Annotated in this window: 15 protein-coding genes; 6 read left to right on the top strand and 9 right to left on the bottom strand. The window is 66.9% G+C overall.

The window, feature by feature from the left end; genetic code table 11:
• Positions 1-4 precede the first annotated feature (4 nt).
• From ACFOOL_RS09570 to ACFOOL_RS09550, 5 genes are all read right to left on the bottom strand, one after another.
• On the bottom strand, positions 5-655 hold the full coding sequence (locus ACFOOL_RS09570; protein ID WP_380096733.1) for an acyl-homoserine-lactone synthase: 651 nt from the start codon (positions 653-655) through the stop codon (positions 5-7).
• A gap of 90 nt (positions 656-745) precedes the next feature.
• Complete coding sequence (locus ACFOOL_RS09565) at positions 746-1,462, bottom strand: autoinducer binding domain-containing protein (RefSeq protein WP_380096732.1); 717 nt, start codon at positions 1,460-1,462, stop codon at positions 746-748.
• A 113-nt stretch (positions 1,463-1,575) separates the two neighbouring features.
• Positions 1,576-2,577 carry an Hsp33 family molecular chaperone gene (locus tag ACFOOL_RS09560; protein WP_380096931.1) on the bottom strand — a complete coding sequence of 334 codons (1,002 nt, stop codon included), beginning with the start codon at positions 2,575-2,577 and terminating at the stop codon, positions 1,576-1,578.
• A 178-nt stretch (positions 2,578-2,755) separates the two neighbouring features.
• A complete protein-coding gene (argF, locus tag ACFOOL_RS09555) occupies positions 2,756-3,685 on the bottom strand; it encodes an ornithine carbamoyltransferase (protein ID WP_380096731.1) in 930 nt (309 codons plus the stop codon).
• A 121-nt stretch (positions 3,686-3,806) separates the two neighbouring features.
• Positions 3,807-5,006, bottom strand: a complete 1,200-nt coding sequence (locus ACFOOL_RS09550; protein WP_380096730.1) for an aspartate aminotransferase family protein — start codon at positions 5,004-5,006, stop codon at positions 3,807-3,809.
• A 369-nt stretch (positions 5,007-5,375) separates the two neighbouring features.
• Between ACFOOL_RS09550 and ACFOOL_RS09545 the strand changes: the two genes are divergently transcribed.
• Positions 5,376-5,933, top strand: coding sequence for a GcrA family cell cycle regulator (locus ACFOOL_RS09545; protein WP_380096929.1), 558 nt, complete (start codon positions 5,376-5,378; stop codon positions 5,931-5,933).
• A 91-nt stretch (positions 5,934-6,024) separates the two neighbouring features.
• Here the strand turns inward: ACFOOL_RS09545 and ACFOOL_RS09540 are convergent, their stop codons facing one another.
• Complete coding sequence (locus tag ACFOOL_RS09540; RefSeq protein ID WP_380096729.1) at positions 6,025-7,329, bottom strand: sensor histidine kinase; 1,305 nt, start codon at positions 7,327-7,329, stop codon at positions 6,025-6,027.
• A 69-nt stretch (positions 7,330-7,398) separates the two neighbouring features.
• Between ACFOOL_RS09540 and ppk2 the strand changes: the two genes are divergently transcribed.
• On the top strand, positions 7,399-8,253 hold the full coding sequence (gene ppk2 / locus ACFOOL_RS09535) for a polyphosphate kinase 2 (protein WP_380096728.1): 855 nt from the start codon (positions 7,399-7,401) through the stop codon (positions 8,251-8,253).
• Positions 8,254-8,307: 54 nt separating this feature from the next.
• On the opposite strand, the gene ACFOOL_RS09530 is transcribed toward ppk2, so the two are convergent.
• The gene (locus ACFOOL_RS09530; RefSeq protein WP_380096727.1) at positions 8,308-9,603 is read right to left on the bottom strand and encodes an aminopeptidase; all 1,296 of its coding nucleotides are present in this window, start codon (positions 9,601-9,603) and stop codon (positions 8,308-8,310) included.
• A 382-nt stretch (positions 9,604-9,985) separates the two neighbouring features.
• Between ACFOOL_RS09530 and ACFOOL_RS09525 the strand changes: the two genes are divergently transcribed.
• A complete protein-coding gene (locus tag ACFOOL_RS09525; RefSeq protein ID WP_380096726.1) occupies positions 9,986-11,782 on the top strand; it encodes an ABC transporter ATP-binding protein in 1,797 nt (598 codons plus the stop codon).
• Between the two features lie 30 nt (positions 11,783-11,812).
• Here ACFOOL_RS09525 and ACFOOL_RS09520 read toward each other — a convergent pair whose 3' ends face one another.
• Both ACFOOL_RS09520 and ACFOOL_RS09515 read right to left on the bottom strand, forming a co-directional pair.
• On the bottom strand, positions 11,813-11,992 hold the full coding sequence (locus tag ACFOOL_RS09520; RefSeq protein ID WP_380096725.1) for a hypothetical protein: 180 nt from the start codon (positions 11,990-11,992) through the stop codon (positions 11,813-11,815).
• 53 nt (positions 11,993-12,045) lie between these two features.
• Positions 12,046-12,591 carry a DUF924 family protein gene (locus ACFOOL_RS09515; RefSeq protein ID WP_380096724.1) on the bottom strand — a complete coding sequence of 182 codons (546 nt, stop codon included), beginning with the start codon at positions 12,589-12,591 and terminating at the stop codon, positions 12,046-12,048.
• Between the two features lie 191 nt (positions 12,592-12,782).
• On the opposite strand from ACFOOL_RS09515, the gene ACFOOL_RS09510 reads away from it, so the two are divergent.
• The 3 genes from ACFOOL_RS09510 (at position 12,783) to ACFOOL_RS09500 (ending at position 14,288) form a co-directional block, all read left to right on the top strand.
• Positions 12,783-13,208 carry an organic hydroperoxide resistance protein gene (locus ACFOOL_RS09510; protein WP_380096723.1) on the top strand — a complete coding sequence of 142 codons (426 nt, stop codon included), beginning with the start codon at positions 12,783-12,785 and terminating at the stop codon, positions 13,206-13,208.
• Positions 13,209-13,220: 12 nt separating this feature from the next.
• On the top strand, positions 13,221-13,787 hold the full coding sequence (locus ACFOOL_RS09505) for a DNA-3-methyladenine glycosylase (protein ID WP_380096722.1): 567 nt from the start codon (positions 13,221-13,223) through the stop codon (positions 13,785-13,787).
• 183 nt (positions 13,788-13,970) lie between these two features.
• Positions 13,971-14,288, top strand: coding sequence for a plasmid stabilization protein (locus tag ACFOOL_RS09500; RefSeq protein WP_380096721.1), 318 nt, complete (start codon positions 13,971-13,973; stop codon positions 14,286-14,288).
• The last annotated feature ends 15 nt before the right edge of the window (positions 14,289-14,303 follow it).

Raw genomic sequence — 14,303 nt, 5'->3', positions numbered from 1 at the left:
CCCCCTAGCGCCAGGCCGGGCGGGTCGTTTCCCGGCGAGGCGGCCGCCGGTGCGGCGGCACCGGCGCGGCGCTCCATCCGGCGGCGCGGCGCGCGCCGTCCAGCGCCGCCTCCGACACCTCGATCCAGGCGGCGACGGTGGGCTTGCCGTCGATCATCCTGGCGCGGCCCAGCGGGGTGATGCGCCAGCCCACGGCGGTGCCGTGCTCGAGCATGTAGACGGAGGAGACGAAGGTGATGTAGCCCAGCCCCTGCTGCAGGGCGTATTCCATCACCGCGCAGAACAGGGCGGCAGATTCGGGGGCGCGGCGCCGGCCCTCGCGCCGGTCGGGACGCACGTAGAAGCGCGTCCAATCGGCCCCGAGCGACGGACTGGCGGGCAGGTCCAGCTCGACGAGCCCGCTGAACACGGTCTGCAGCAGGGTTGGCTTGTCGAGGGGCGTGAGGCGCGAGCCGCCCACCAGTTCGCCCCCGCAGGTCACCAGCAGATGGGTGGCATCGCCATTGTCGAAGGCGTCGATGTCGCGGCCATCGGGGCGGCGCAGCGTTTCCCAGCCCTGCAATTCGACGAAGATCCGGTGGCGCAGCCGATAGTTCATCTCCAGCAGGTCGCGGCCGCGCCGGTCGACCGGATCGCGCAGGATATGCACCTTCATCACGCAGCCTCCCCAAACCCGCCTCGGCTGCAATTAGGCACGGGCGGGCGGCAAAGCGGTATTGGCAGAAATCACAAGGCGCCGGCGCCCTCAGAGCGTGATGAGCCGGCGCCGGATCGCCTCCACCACGGTGTGCAGGCGGTTGCTGGTGCCCAGGCGCCGCTGGGCGTTCTCGCAATGCTGGTTGATGGTGCGCGCGGTCAGGCCGGTGATCTCGGCGATTTCGGCGGCGGTGCGGCCGCCGGCCGCCCATTTGAGGATTTCGGCCTCGCGCCTGGTGATGGCACGCTCGCGCCCGGCCTCCGCCGCTTCGCCCAGATAGCGCAGCCGCCCATGGGCGTAGAGCGCCAGCATATGGAGCTCGAGCCTGGATTTCTGGTCCAGATGGCCGGTTTCCCCCACCAGCGAGACCACGCCCTGCATGCCCCCTTCCATGTGGACCGGCACGCAGAAGCCCTGGTCCATGCCGAAATCGCGCGCCTCGTCCATGACGCGCCCGGCCATTGCCTGGCTGGCCCGGTCATAGGGCGCGTCCGACCAGTCGAAGGGCATGGCGGTGGCGAAACAGTGCAGCGCCACCGGATCGTGATGGACGTAACCCCGGTCGGTATAGCGCTCATACCATTCCTGGGGCCAGCCCGAGAGCAGCACGAAGGGCCGCACGTCCATGCCGGAATCGGGCAGGCCGGAAATGATGAAACGGTGAAAGCCATAGCGCCCTATGGCGGCCAGAAAAGTGTCACGTATCCCCTCGGCATCGGCGCGATGTTGAATCTCGCCGATCACCGACATCAGGTCGGCATTCATCCCGGCACTCCCGTTGCCGCTGGAATCCTCTCATCCAGATTGGCCAGCTTCCGGGGCAAAAGCAAGCCCGCCCGAGGCGGGCCTGCGCCAGAAAATGCGGAGATGGGAAGGAGTTAGTGCCGCGCCAGGAACTGGTGGGGATTGAACCGGTAGGCCGTCGAGCAGAACTCGCAGACCACTTCGATCTCGCCATCGACCGCCATGTCCTGACGTTCCTCGTCGGAAAAACTGTCGGCGAGCATGTTTTCGATGCGGTCGGCCGAGCAGGTGCAGCGCTCCTCCAGGTCCTGCGGCGGGAACACCCGCACGCCGGTCTCGTGATAGAGCCGGAACAGCAGCCGTTCGGGCGAGAGATCGGGATCGGCCAGCTCGAGATCGCCCACCGTGCCCAGCAGCGCCCGCGCCTCGGCCCAGCCATCGGCCTCGACGAAATCGGGGTCGGCCGTGCCGGGATTGTCGAAATTGCCGTCGCCGGGCAGGTCGGCCATCACCGCGGCGCCGCTTTCGGGCAGGTGCTGGATGAGCATGCCGCCGGCGCGCCAGCGCGGCCGGTGGTCGCCCCTGGTGGTGATCTGGGCCACTGCCAGGCGCACCTGGGTGGGGATCTGCTCGGACTGCATGAAATAGGTGTGGGCCACCTCCTCCAGCGTATTGCCCTCGAGCGCCACGATGCCCTGATACCGCTCGGTATGGGGCCCCTGGTCGATGGTCATGGCCAGATGCCCGTTGCCCAGCAGTTCGGCGGGGCCGGTCCGGCCCGCTTCGGCCGCCTTCACCAGCGCCTCGCGATCGAAGCGGGCATAGCCGCGCATGCCGTCAGGCGCGTCGAAATCCACCACGATCAGGTTGACCGGCCCGTCGGTCTGGGTCTGGAGGATGAAGCGGCCCTCGAATTTGAGCGAGGAGCCGATCAGGGCGGCCAGCACCACCGCCTCGCCCAGAAGGCGGGCGACCGGCGCCGGATAGTCGTGACGCGACAATATGGTGTCGAGCGCGGCTGCGAGGCGCACCACGCGGCCACGCGTGTCGAGCCTGTCGAGGGTGAAGGGCACCACCGCGTCGTCACCGGTCTCGGGGCGGTCGAGGCCCAGGGCGGCGAGCAGATTGTCGGTCATGGCGGGTTCCATGGTCATGGGTTCACTGTCTTTCCTCAGGCTACGCCCCGGGGCCGCGCGACGCCACCCGCCGCCGGATCGTCCCGGGCGGACGCTGCCGTCGGTTCGAAAACGAAGGCCCCCGCTGGCGCGGGGGAGGTGGTCAGGCGGATCGGCAACGCACAGGCGCCGGGGGCGCCTAGTTGATTTCGACCCCGAAGGCCCAGCACAACACGGCTTTTTGGGCATGAAGGCGATTTTCGGCCTCGTCGAACACTACCGAATGCGGGCCGTCGATCACCTCGTCGGTCACCTCGTCGCCGCGATGGGCGGGCAGGCAGTGCATGAACAGGGCGTCCTTGTTCGCCAAGGCCATTAGATTGGTGTTGACCTGATAGGGTTTCAAGACCCGGCGGCGCTCGGCGGCGTCGGTGTCGCCCATGGAGACCCAGGTATCGGTGATGACCAGGTCGGCCCCTTCCACCGCCTCGCGCGGGTCCTCGATCAGCTTCACCCGCTCGCCGGCGCGATGGATGTCCTGCATCAGGTCCTTTTCGGGGCTGTATTCGTCGGGCACCGCGATGGTGAGGTTGCACCCGAAAAGTTCGGCCGCGTTCACCCAGGAATGCAGCACGTTGTTGCTGTCGCCGACCCAGGCGACCTTGGCGCCGCGTATGTCGCCGCGATGCTCCTCGAAGGTCATGAGGTCGGCCATGATCTGGCAGGGATGGGCCCGGCGCGTGAGGCCGTTGATCACCGGCACGGTGGCGGCCTCGGACAGCTCCAGCAGATCGGCATGGCTGAGGATGCGGATCATGATGGCATCGACATAGCGGCTCATCACCCTTGCGGTGTCGCTCAGCGTCTCCTCGCGGCTGAGCTGCATCTCCTGGCCCGAGAGCATGATGGTCTCGCCGCCGAGCTGGCGCATGCCCACGTCGAAGCTGACGCGGGTGCGGGTGGACTGGCGCTCGAAGATCATCGCCAGAACCTTGTCCTTGAGCAGGAGCGGGCGGTCGCCCTCCTTGAGGCGCTGCTTCAGCGCGCTGGCCTGGTTGAGCATGCCGCGCAGTTCGGCATAGGTGAAATCGTCGATGGAAAGAAAATGCCTTGGGGTGCCGGTCGTCATGGCCGGGCTCCTTTTGTGACGCTTGGAATGCGGCGATGGAAGAAGTGTCACTCTGCCCGATCGGGCGGAGGGAGCAAGCCGTTTCGGCGCCGTCCGAAGTGATAAAAGCTGAGCATGACGATCATTCCGCCGTCGCCGCGGCCGTGGAGCCGGTGCCGATGGCCTCGAAAACCGCGCCTATCCTGCCGATCGCCTCTTCGATATCGGCCTCGGTGACGATCAGCGGCGGCAGGAGGCGCAGCACATTGTCGCCGGCGCTCATGGCGAGCAGGCCGTGATCGTCGCGCAGGCGCGTGACGACGTCGCGCACGGGCGGCGCGATGCGGATGCCGGCGAGCAGGCCCTTGCCGCGCAGTTCGAGCACCTGCTCGGGATATTTCTGCGCCAATTGCTGCAAATGCCAGGCGAGGCGCTGCCCCATGGCCTCGACATGCTCGATAAAGCCCGGGGCCAGGATGCGGTCGAGCACGGCGTTGCCCACCGCGCTGGCCAGCGGGTTGCCGCCATAGGTCGAGCCATGCGTGCCCGGCACCATGGAGGCGGCCACCTCGCCGCGGGCGAGGCACGCTCCCAGCGGGAAGCCGCCGCCTATGGCCTTGGCCACGGCGACGATGTCGGGGGTGATGCCGGCCCATTCGAAGGCGAAGAAGCGGCCCGTCCGGCCGAAGCCGCATTGCACCTCGTCCAGGATCAGCAGCATGCCGTGCGCGTCGCACAGCGCCCGCAGCCCCTGGAGGAACTCGTTGCTCATGGCGGTCGCGCCCCCCTCGCCCTGGACGGGCTCGATGAGGATGGCGCAGGTCTGCGGGGTGATCAGCGCCTTGACCGCCTCGAGATCGCCGGGATGGGCATGCTTGAAGCCGGGCACGGGCGGGCCGAACCCTTCCAGATAGTCGGGATTGCCGGCGGCGGCGATGGTGCCCAGGGTGCGGCCATGGAAGGAGCCGGTGAAGGCGATGATCTCGTAGCGGTCCGGCTGGCCCTTGGCGAAGAAATGATGCCGGGCGGTCTTGATGGCGCATTCGAGCGCCTCGGCGCCCGAATTGGTGAAAAACACCGCATCGGCGAAAGTGGCGTCCACCAGGCGCCGGGCCAGCCGCTCCTGCTCGGGAATGGTGAAGGTGTTGGCGGTGTGCCAGACCTTGTCGGCGGCGGCCTTGAGGGCGCCCACCAGATGCGGGTCGCCATGGCCCAGGGCGTTGACCGCCACGCCGGAATGGAAATCCAGATATTCGCGGCCGTGCTGGTCGTAAAGGCGCATGCCCTCGCCCCGCTCGAAAGCGAGACCGGACCGGGCATAGGTGCCATAGAGCGCAGACATGGCTGGATTTCCTTCGGGTTGAGCGCGAGAGACGAGGCGGGTAGAGGGCGTGGCAAAGCTGCCACAAAAATCAAAAACGCGCCGACTCCCGGCACGTTTTGGACAGGGGAATTAGGCGAATTCCGGGTCCGAAGTCAATGAGAGGCGGGCAAGTCCCTGAATTGACTCAAGGTTTGTTATGACAATCTTAACCAATGAATAAGCGGGGAAAATCGCCCCCGACTCTTGATCCCGATTCCAGCCATGGCGTAGTCTGCATGGCGTTGGGGGCACGACATCTCGTGCGGCGGACCCGCTCAACATACGAGCTGTAGAGTCGCAAGGCTGCCATGCCATTTTGGCGGCGCAATGAAGGATTCTGTTTTGAAGATGGTTTCAGGAGCGCAATCGACGGGCTGGACTGACGAACGCGTCGAGGTTTTGAAAAAGCTCTGGATGGAAGGGCTCAGCGCCAGCCAGATCGCGGCGGAACTGGGCGAGGGCGTGACGCGCAATGCCGTGATCGGCAAGGTGCATCGTCTCAAGCTGTCCGCCCGGGCCAAGCCGACCAACACCGCGCCGCGTGCCCGCCCGGCCGCGCGGCCCGCCGCCCGCCGCGTGGCCAGCCCCGCCGCGGGGATCGGCCATATCGGCACCAAGCCGCGCGCCGCAATGGCGCGTCCGCAGGTCGTGGGAGCCACGGCGCTCGCCGCCAGCCCCGAGATCGAGGCCGAGCTCTATGTCGCCCCGGCCAGCGCCGAGCTCTTCATCCCCGAGGACAAGCGCCTGTCGCTGCTCCAGCTCACCGAGCATACCTGCAAATGGCCGATCGGCGACCCGCTGACCAAGGATTTCTACTTCTGCGGCCAGCACAGCCTGGAAACCGGCCCCTATTGCGACTTCCACTCCCGCCGGGCCTATCACCAGCTCGACCGCAAGAAGCGCTGAGCCAGCGCCGCGCCGGAACGGGACCAAAGCGGGGCGCCTTCGGGCGCCCTTCCGGTTTCTGGGGCACGATTTTCCTGGCGGGGTTCCGCGGCTAAGGCAGCAGCACGTCCACGCGCAGGCCTTCGCCGGGCCTGCTCTTGATGGAGATCTGCCCGCGATGGCGCTGGACGATGTGCTTGACGATGGCGAGGCCCAGCCCCGTTCCCTTCTTCTTGCGGCTGGCCTCGGCATCGATGCGGTAGAACCGCTCGGTCATGCGCGGCACATATTCGGGCTCGACGCCGGGGCCGTGATCGGTGACGCTGACCTGATAGCGCATGCCGGGCCGGCTGGCCGCCGCGAGGCTCACCTCCACCGTCCCGCCGCCGGCGCCGTATTTGATGGCGTTGTCGACGAGATTTTCGAACACTTCGTAGAGCTGGCTGCGGTCGCCGGTCACCACGGCGGGAGCGTCGGGCAAGTCCAGCACCACCTCGAGCGCGGCGGCCCTGGCCTGGGTCTGCAATCCCTCGCGCACCTCGCGCAGCAGCGCCGCCACATCCACCGAGCCGGTGGGACGCACATGCTGGTGCATCTCGATGCGCGACAGGCTCAGCAGATCGTCGATCAGCCGGCTCATGCGCTCGGCCTGGGCGCGCATGATGCCGAGGAATTTCTCCCGCGCCGCCGCGTCCCGCGCCGCCGGGCCCAGCAGCGTGTCGATGAAGCCGATCAGCGAGGCGAGCGGAGTGCGCAGCTCATGGCTGGCATTGGCGATGAAATCGGTACGCATGGCGTCGACGCGCTTCAACTCGGTCAGGCTCTGGAAGGTCACCAGCATCTGCCGGTTGCCGCCGGCGGTCCAGTCGGCGCCGGGATAGCGCAGCGGCGCCACCGTCACCCGATCCCAGGTCTCGGCCGGCACGGTCTCGTGCAATTCGAAGCTGCGCGGCTCGCCGCTGCGCATCGAGCCCTCGATGGCCGCCATCAGCTCCGGGTTGCGCAGCACCAGGGTCATGGCCCGGCCCGGCTGCAGGTTGGGGTATTGCCGTTGCGCCGCCGCGTTGCGATGGACCACGGCGCCGCGGTCGTCGAGCACCACGCAGGGGTCGCCCAGCGCCTCGGTGAAGGCGGCGACGGCATCGTCGGCTGCGTCCGTTTCGCCGGCGACCGGCGCCTGCACCCTTTGGGTCACCGTCACCACCGGCAATGGCAGCAGCGCCAGCAGCGCAGCGGCGACGAGCAGGCCGAGAATGGCGAGATCGGGGCGCAATCCGCCCAGCGCCACGAAGGCGATGACGATGCCGGCCAGCCCCGCCAGCAGCGGGCCGTAGCCGATCAGCCGGCCAAGGGCAGCCTGCGGCAGGGTCAGGGGCGGGGAGGGATGCGGATCGTCCATGTCGGGCGGTCTGGTCATTGCCGGTCACCCGTCACTTGCGCGGGCCGGGGCTTCATAGCACGTTCATCATGACAACGGAGAGACAGCGTGACCGACCCCATTGACGGCTTCGACATCGACGATCCCGACCTGCCCAAATCCATCAGGAAGGCCGCTCTGGGCTCGGGCGGCTATCCTTATGACCACAAGCTCGACGACGACGAGTATGACACGCAGATGTATGCGCTGCAAAAGCAACTGGTGCTGCATCAGGCGCATATGGCCCGGGCCGGCACCCGCACGGTGATCGTCTTCGAGGGGCGCGACGCGGCCGGCAAGGGCGGGACGATCCAGCGGTTCCTCAAGAATCTCAACCCGCGCTACAATATCGTCGCCGCGCTGCCCAAGCCGAACGACCGGGAAAGCACGCAATGGTATTTCCAGCGCTATGTCGACTGGCTGCCGGCGGCGGGCGAAATGGTGCTGTTCGACCGTTCCTGGTACAACCGCGCCGGGGTCGAGCCGGTCATGGGGTTCTGCACGCCGGAACAAACCGAGCATTTCCTCGAGGAGGCGCCGGAATTCGAGAAGCGCCTCACCAATGACGGGATCAGGGTGTTCAAGTTCTGGCTGTCGATCGGGCGGGAAATGCAGCTCAGGCGCTTCCACGACCGCCGCCACGATCCGCTGAAGACCTGGAAGCTGTCGCCCATCGATCTCGTGGCGCTCGACAAGTGGGACGATTATTCGGCGGCCCGCGACCGCATGCTGGCAAAGACCGACAGCGCCCACGCCCCCTGGACGGTGATCCGCGCCAACGACAAGAACCGCCTGCGCCTCAACGCCATCCGCACCGTGCTGCACGGGCTCGACTATGCGGGCAAGGACGAGGACGAGATCGGCAGGATCGACAGGAAGCTCGTGCTGAGCGCGAAGGAATATCTGGAGATGGACGGGGAATAAGGGGGCTTCGCGATGCGTTGCCCTCCCTCAGATGGGAGGGCAACGCAACAGCAGCTAAAACGCCCATTCGCCCTGGCGCATGACCGGTTCGGTCGAGCCGTCGGCGTGGACGCCATCGATATCGACCCGGTCCGAGCCGATCATCCAGTCGACATGGATGAGGCTCTTATTGCCGCCCTGGGCGAGGATCTGCTCGGGCGTCAGGTCCTTGCCGCCCTCGAAGCAGTCGGCATAGCACTGGCCCATGGCGATGTGGCACGAGGCGTTCTCGTCGTAGAGCGTGTTGTAAAAGAGGATGCCCGAGGCCGAGATCGGCGAGGAATGGGGCACCAGCGCCACCTCGCCGAGACGCCGGGCGCCCTCGTCGGTGTCGAGCACCTTGTCGAACACGTCCCGGCCCTTGGATGCCTTGAGCTCGACCAGCCGCCCGTCCTCGAACCGGGCCTGGATGTCCTCGATCAGCGTACCGTTGTGCGAGAGCGGCTTGGTCGCCGCCACCGTGCCCTCGACGCGCAGGCGATGGGGGGTGGTGAACACTTCCTCGGTGGGGATGTTGGGGTTGCAGGTGATGCCGTTCTTGGCCTCCGAGGCCCCGCCCTTCCAGCGATGGCCATCGGCGAGGCCCACCGTCAGGTCGGTGCCCGGCCCCTTATATCGCAGCGCCGAGAACTTCTTGCCGTTGAGCCAAGTCCAGCGGGCCTTGAGATTGGCGTTATGGGCCTTCCAGGCGGCGATGGGGTCGTCCTGGTCGACGCGGGAGGCCTTGAAGATGGCGTCGGCCAGTTTGGCGACGGCCACGTCTTCGGGATCGTCGGGGAAGACCAGCCTGGCCCAGTTGGGGGTGGGATAGGAAACGATGTTCCAGTTGATGTCGAAGCCGGTGATCAGCTCCAGCGCCGGCCGGTAGGCGGCCGAATTGGCGCGGTTGGCGCGCGACACCTTGTCGGGGTCCTCGGCGGCCAGCATCATCGGGTTGTCGCCCGAGACGGCCAGCCGCGCGGCATTGTTCCTGTAGGCCTCGGCCATGCCCGCATAGAGCCAGCCGGCGGCGCGGTCGAAGCTGAGATCCTTGGCGTGGCGATAACGCGCCAGGGTGGTTTGCTCGTCCGAATAGATGGTAGTGACGAGGCCGGCGCCGGCCTTGTAGGCGTGCTCGGCGATGCGGCGCACCAGGGGGGCGGCGGTCATCGGGGCGGTGATGATCAGGTCCTGGCCCTCAGCCAGTTGCAGGCCCACCTTGATGGCGACTTCGCCGAGCTTGTCGAGCTTGACCGGATCGATGGGAGAATTGCTCACGGGGCAACGCCTTCTTGTTTTTTGAATCGGTAGGCCGAGCCTAGAGGCTTTCATGTTTTGACGGAAGCGGCGACCTCCGCCCCTGTGGCGCGTTTGCATCAGCAGCGCCCTTGGTGACGGCCGGCGCATTTCTTCCCCATTGGCAGCGGCGAACGGTTTGGCTACAAACCGTTCGCCGCTTCATTTTCAGGACAGGGGAGGCGTTGCATGACAGCACCGGTTTTCGCTCCTCCCATGGGCAAGCGCCGCCATTAGGCCCCTGCCCCGCGCGGTCCGCCTTCCGGCCATTTTCCCGGGGGACCGCCCCCAGCGGATGTTTCCGTCCCAACGCAGATGACATCGGCCCGCAAGGGTCCCTCGCCGTCCGGTGACGCTGCGCCTTTCATTTTCCCGTTTCAAGGAAGCGGTGTCCGGAGAACGGCACCGATATCGCCAAATGAGTCGCAAGACGCTCGATTTCCGCGCCGATGCCTATCGCAACGTGCTCGGCTTCACCTTTCGGCATTGGGCCCACCAGCCGGCGCGGATCGCGCTGATCTGCGCCCTGGTCATCGCCGACACGCTGGCACTGGTCATGGTGCCCAGTTTTTCGGGCCGCATCGTCGATGCCATCGCCGGCGCGCAGGCCGCCGCCGAAGAGGAGGCGCTGCGGGCCTTCGCCATCGTGATCGGCCTGGGGCTGTTCGGCATCAGCGTGCGCTGGTTCACCTTCCATGGGGTCATCAAGCTGACGCTCAGGATGATGGCTGACATCGTCAATAACGGCTTTCACCGGGTGCAGCGCTTTTCGACGGACTGGCACGCCAACAGCTTCGCCGGCTCCACCGTGCGCAAGATCACCAGGGGCATGTGGGCCCTGGATCAGCTCAACGACGTGCTGCTGGTGGCGCTGCTGCCCTCGCTGGTCATGCTGGTGGGCGCCACGATCATCCTGGGGTCCTACTGGCCGGTCATGGGGCTGGTGGTCGGGCTCGGCTCGATGCTCTATATCGGCGTGACTGTGGGGCTGTCCATGGGCTTCGTCTCCCCGGCGGCGAGCCTGGCCAATGCCTGCGACACGCGGCTGGGCGGCGCGCTGGCGGATGCGGTGAGCTGCAACAACGTGGTCAAGGCCTTCGGCGCGGAAACGCGCGAGGAAAGCCGCCTGCGCCACGTGCTGGGCAAGTGGGACCACCGCACCCGCCGCACCTGGAAGCGCGGCAATCTGAGCGGCACCATCCAGGGCTATCTGATGGTGGCGATGCAGGCCGGCATATTGGGCACGGGCCTGCTCATGTGGCAGCGCGGGCTGGCCAGCCCCGGCGACATCACCTTCGTGCTCGCCATGTTCTTCGTGCTGCAGGGCTATCTGCGCGATGTGGGCCAGCATATCCGCAATTTGCAGAGGGCGGTCAACGACATGGAGGAACTGGTGGCGCTGGAGCGCACGCCGCTGGGCATCGACGACAGGCCCGGTGCCGGACCCATCGCCATCACCCAGGGCGCCATCCGCTTCGAGCGCGTCACCTTCCGGTACGGCGCGCATCCGTCCCCGCTCTATCGCGACTTTTCGGTCGGGATCAGGCCGGGCGAGCGCGTCGGCCTCGTGGGGCATTCGGGCTCGGGCAAGACCACGTTCGTCAAGCTCATCCAGCGGCTCTACGACGTCTCGGACGGCGCCATCACCATTGACGGGCAGGATATCGCCGCGGTGCAGCAATCGAGCCTGCGCAACCAGATCGCCATCGTGCAGCAGGAGCCGATCCTGTTCCACCGGACGCTGGCCGAGAACATCGCCTATGGCCGGCCCGATGCCAGCCGCGCCGAGATCATGGAGGCGGCCCGGCAGGCCAATGCCCACGACTTCATCCTGTCCCTGCCCAAGCAGTACGAGACCATGGTGGGCGAGCGCGGGGTGAAGCTGTCGGGCGGGGAGCGGCAGCGCGTCGCCATCGCCAGGGCGTTCCTGGCCAATGCGCCGATCCTCATCCTGGACGAGGCCACCTCCAGCCTCGACAGCGAGAGCGAGGTGATGATCCAGCAGGCCATGGAGCGGCTGATGGAAGGCCGCACCACGCTGGTCATCGCCCACCGGCTCTCCACCGTGCGGGCGCTCGACCGGCTGCTGGTCTTCGACAAGGGAAGGATCGTCGAGGAAGGCGACCACGAGGCGCTGATCCGCCTCAAGGGCGGCATCTACCGGCGCCTGTTCGAGCGGCAGGCGCTGGAATTGACCAAGGGTCTGGTGGCCTGACCGGAAAGGGCGCCCGCGCGGCGCCCTTTCTCATTGCTCGTCGCGGTCCTCGCGCTCATATTCGCGCCGCGTCTCCACCTCTGTGGCCACGCGTTCGCCCAGGCTGCGCTGCCGGTTGCGCATCACCCCATAGACCATGGCGACGATGAGCGCGACGGCGCCGATGGTGAGGACGACGAGCCAGAGAGCCGGTCCCGTGGTTTCCATCATGGAGCGTCTCCTTCCGCAAAAGCAACGGCGGGACGCGGCAAAGGGTTGCGGTGCTAAAACATCCGCCCCTTCTGCTCGTCCATATAGGCCAGTTCCTCCGGCGTGCTCCGGCGCCCCAGCGCCGCATTGCGGAAGGGGAAGCGCCCGAAACGGGCGACGGTGTCGCGATGGGCGACCATGTATTGCAGCAGGTTCTCACTGCCCAGGGCGGCGAACAGCTTCACCCCCTCGTCCTGGACGAGGAGGGATTCGGCGTGCATGTAGGGCATGTAGAAGAACATGATCCTTTCGCGTTCGACCGCCATGTCGTGGCCGCCCGCGACCGCCTCCTGCGCCAGGGCCAGCGCCATCTTGTCCTGCGCGAAGGCAAGGGGGCTGTTGCGATGGAGCTGGCGCGAGAACTGGTCAAGCACGACCAGCTCCGCCAGCCGGCCCTCGGGGGTTTCGCGCCAGGGCCAGGCTTCGCCGCGCGCCACCTGCGCATGCAGCTCGGCAAAGCGCTCCGCCAGCCTGGCGTCGAATTCCGGCTTGCCGCCGAACCAGTCCTCATTGCCGTGTTCCTCGAACCAGAAGCGGATGACGGCGTCGGGACCCTGCATGAAAAAACTCCTTAAGATGCGGGCGCATCATGGGCGGAGGCGGCGCGTCCTGTCCAGTTGGATCACCGGTCTTAAAAAGAGAACGGCGCAAAAGACATCGTTCGCTGGTTTCGATCAATTGCAGCCTCCTTCCGGTTTGCGCAGTTTCGTGCTGGAGTAGATGAACGCTTTGCACGAAAGGAAACAGAACCATGCCCAAGATCATGTACACCGCCCGGGCCACCTCCACCGGCGGCCGTGCCGGCCATGGCGCCACCGATGACGGCGTGCTCGACGTGACGCTGACCACGCCCAAGGAGCTGGGCGGGGACGGGGCGCGCGGCACCAATCCCGAGCAGCTCTTCGCGGTGGGTTATTCCGCCTGCTTCCTGGGCGCCATGAAGGCGGCGGCCCGCAAGAGCGGCGACACCGTCCCCGAGGACGCCAAGGTGACCGCCGAGATCAATTTCACCGATCGCGAGGACGGCGAGGGCTTCTGGATCTCGGCAAAGCTCAATATCGACGTGCCCGGCATGGACAAGGCCAAGGTGGACGACATCGTCAAGCGCGCCAATGTCATCTGCCCCTATAGCGAGGTGAGCCGCAAGGGCTTCAAGGTCGATCTCAACGTCGTCTAGAAACGGCCCCTCATGCTCGGGCGCGTCTTTTTCGACCGGCCGGTTCTGGAGGTGGCGCGCGACATCATCGGCGCCACGCTGCTGTACGAGGGGGCGGGCGGGCCTATCGTCGAGGTCGAGGCCTATGACGAAACCGACCCCGCCTCGCACAGCTTCCGCGGACCCACGCCGCGCAATCGCACCATGTTCGGCGCGCCCGGCCATGCCTATGTCTACAAGATCTACGGCATCCATCATTGCCTCAACTTCGTCTGCCGCCCCGGCAGCGCCGTGCTGATCCGCGCCCTCGAGCCCCGGTTCGGGCTCGAGGACATGGCCGGACGGCGCGGGGGCGTGTCCACGCGGCAGCTCTGCTCGGGCCCGGGCCGGCTGGCGCAGGCGCTGGGCATCGATCTGGCCGAGGATGGGCTGGCGCTGGATGCGCCGCCCTTTTCCATCCTGCCCGCCGACGCCGTCCACCACATCGCCGCCGGTCCCCGCATCGGCATCACCCGCGGCGTCGAGACGCCCTGGCGCTTCGTTCTGGCCGGCTCGGCCTTTCTCAGCCGGCCGCTTTCGCCGCTCCGGGCCGATTTGTGATCGGCCGAAGGGCAACCGGCGGCGCCGATGCCCGTTCGTCTGCATGGGCCGGCGCGCGTCAACCGGACGTGGTGGTATAGGGTAACGGAGCGGTTTTTCCGGTTTCCCGCTCCGATCTTCATCCCGATCGAGGCCCTTGTCCCACCCGCGCCGCGCCCCGTTTTTCTTTTTGAGGAGGCCGACATGCCCCAGGGCGACAAGAGTGCCTATACCGACAAGCAGAAGCGCAAGGCCGAGCATATCGAGGAAAGCTACGAGGATCGCGGCGTTTCCCACGAGGAGGCCGAGCGCCGCGCCTGGGCCACCGTCAACAAGGACGATGGCGGCGGCAAGAAGTCCGGCTCGGGAAGGGGCAAGGATACCGGCCATCCGGCGGCCAGGAAGGGCGGAAGGAAAGGCGGCGAGGCTTCGGCCAGCCGCGCCGCCGCCGAGCGCTCCGCCTCGGCGAAAAAGGCCGCCGCCACCCGCAAGCGCAATGCCGAGCATCACGCCCATCATTAACAGGGTGGCCGGCCG

The sequence above is a fragment of the Devosia honganensis genome, from assembly GCF_042648785.1.
In the GTDB taxonomy this organism is placed as follows: Bacteria; Pseudomonadota; Alphaproteobacteria; order Rhizobiales; family Devosiaceae; genus Devosia; species Devosia honganensis.
Note: the sequence above shows the minus strand (reverse complement) of the source record. Positions and strands in the feature narration are given on the sequence as shown.

Coding starts and splice junctions, on each gene's coding strand:
- argF (WP_380096731.1), bottom strand. CDS start 3,685: ATGACGACCGGCACCCCAAGGCATTTTCTTTCCATCGACGATTTCACC.
- ACFOOL_RS09545 (WP_380096929.1), top strand. CDS start 5,376: ATGGTTTCAGGAGCGCAATCGACGGGCTGGACTGACGAACGCGTCGAG.
- ACFOOL_RS09570 (WP_380096733.1), bottom strand. CDS start 655: ATGAAGGTGCATATCCTGCGCGATCCGGTCGACCGGCGCGGCCGCGAC.
- ACFOOL_RS09540 (WP_380096729.1), bottom strand. CDS start 7,329: ATGACCAGACCGCCCGACATGGACGATCCGCATCCCTCCCCGCCCCTG.
- ACFOOL_RS09510 (WP_380096723.1), top strand. CDS start 12,783: ATGCCCAAGATCATGTACACCGCCCGGGCCACCTCCACCGGCGGCCGT.
- ACFOOL_RS09565 (WP_380096732.1), bottom strand. CDS start 1,462: ATGAATGCCGACCTGATGTCGGTGATCGGCGAGATTCAACATCGCGCC.
- ACFOOL_RS09560 (WP_380096931.1), bottom strand. CDS start 2,577: ATGACCGACAATCTGCTCGCCGCCCTGGGCCTCGACCGCCCCGAGACC.
- ACFOOL_RS09525 (WP_380096726.1), top strand. CDS start 9,986: ATGAGTCGCAAGACGCTCGATTTCCGCGCCGATGCCTATCGCAACGTG.
- ACFOOL_RS09530 (WP_380096727.1), bottom strand. CDS start 9,603: ATGAAAGCCTCTAGGCTCGGCCTACCGATTCAAAAAACAAGAAGGCGT.
- ACFOOL_RS09500 (WP_380096721.1), top strand. CDS start 13,971: ATGCCCCAGGGCGACAAGAGTGCCTATACCGACAAGCAGAAGCGCAAG.
- ACFOOL_RS09505 (WP_380096722.1), top strand. CDS start 13,221: ATGCTCGGGCGCGTCTTTTTCGACCGGCCGGTTCTGGAGGTGGCGCGC.
- ACFOOL_RS09550 (WP_380096730.1), bottom strand. CDS start 5,006: ATGTCTGCGCTCTATGGCACCTATGCCCGGTCCGGTCTCGCTTTCGAG.
- ACFOOL_RS09515 (WP_380096724.1), bottom strand. CDS start 12,591: ATGCAGGGTCCCGACGCCGTCATCCGCTTCTGGTTCGAGGAACACGGC.
- ACFOOL_RS09520 (WP_380096725.1), bottom strand. CDS start 11,992: ATGATGGAAACCACGGGACCGGCTCTCTGGCTCGTCGTCCTCACCATC.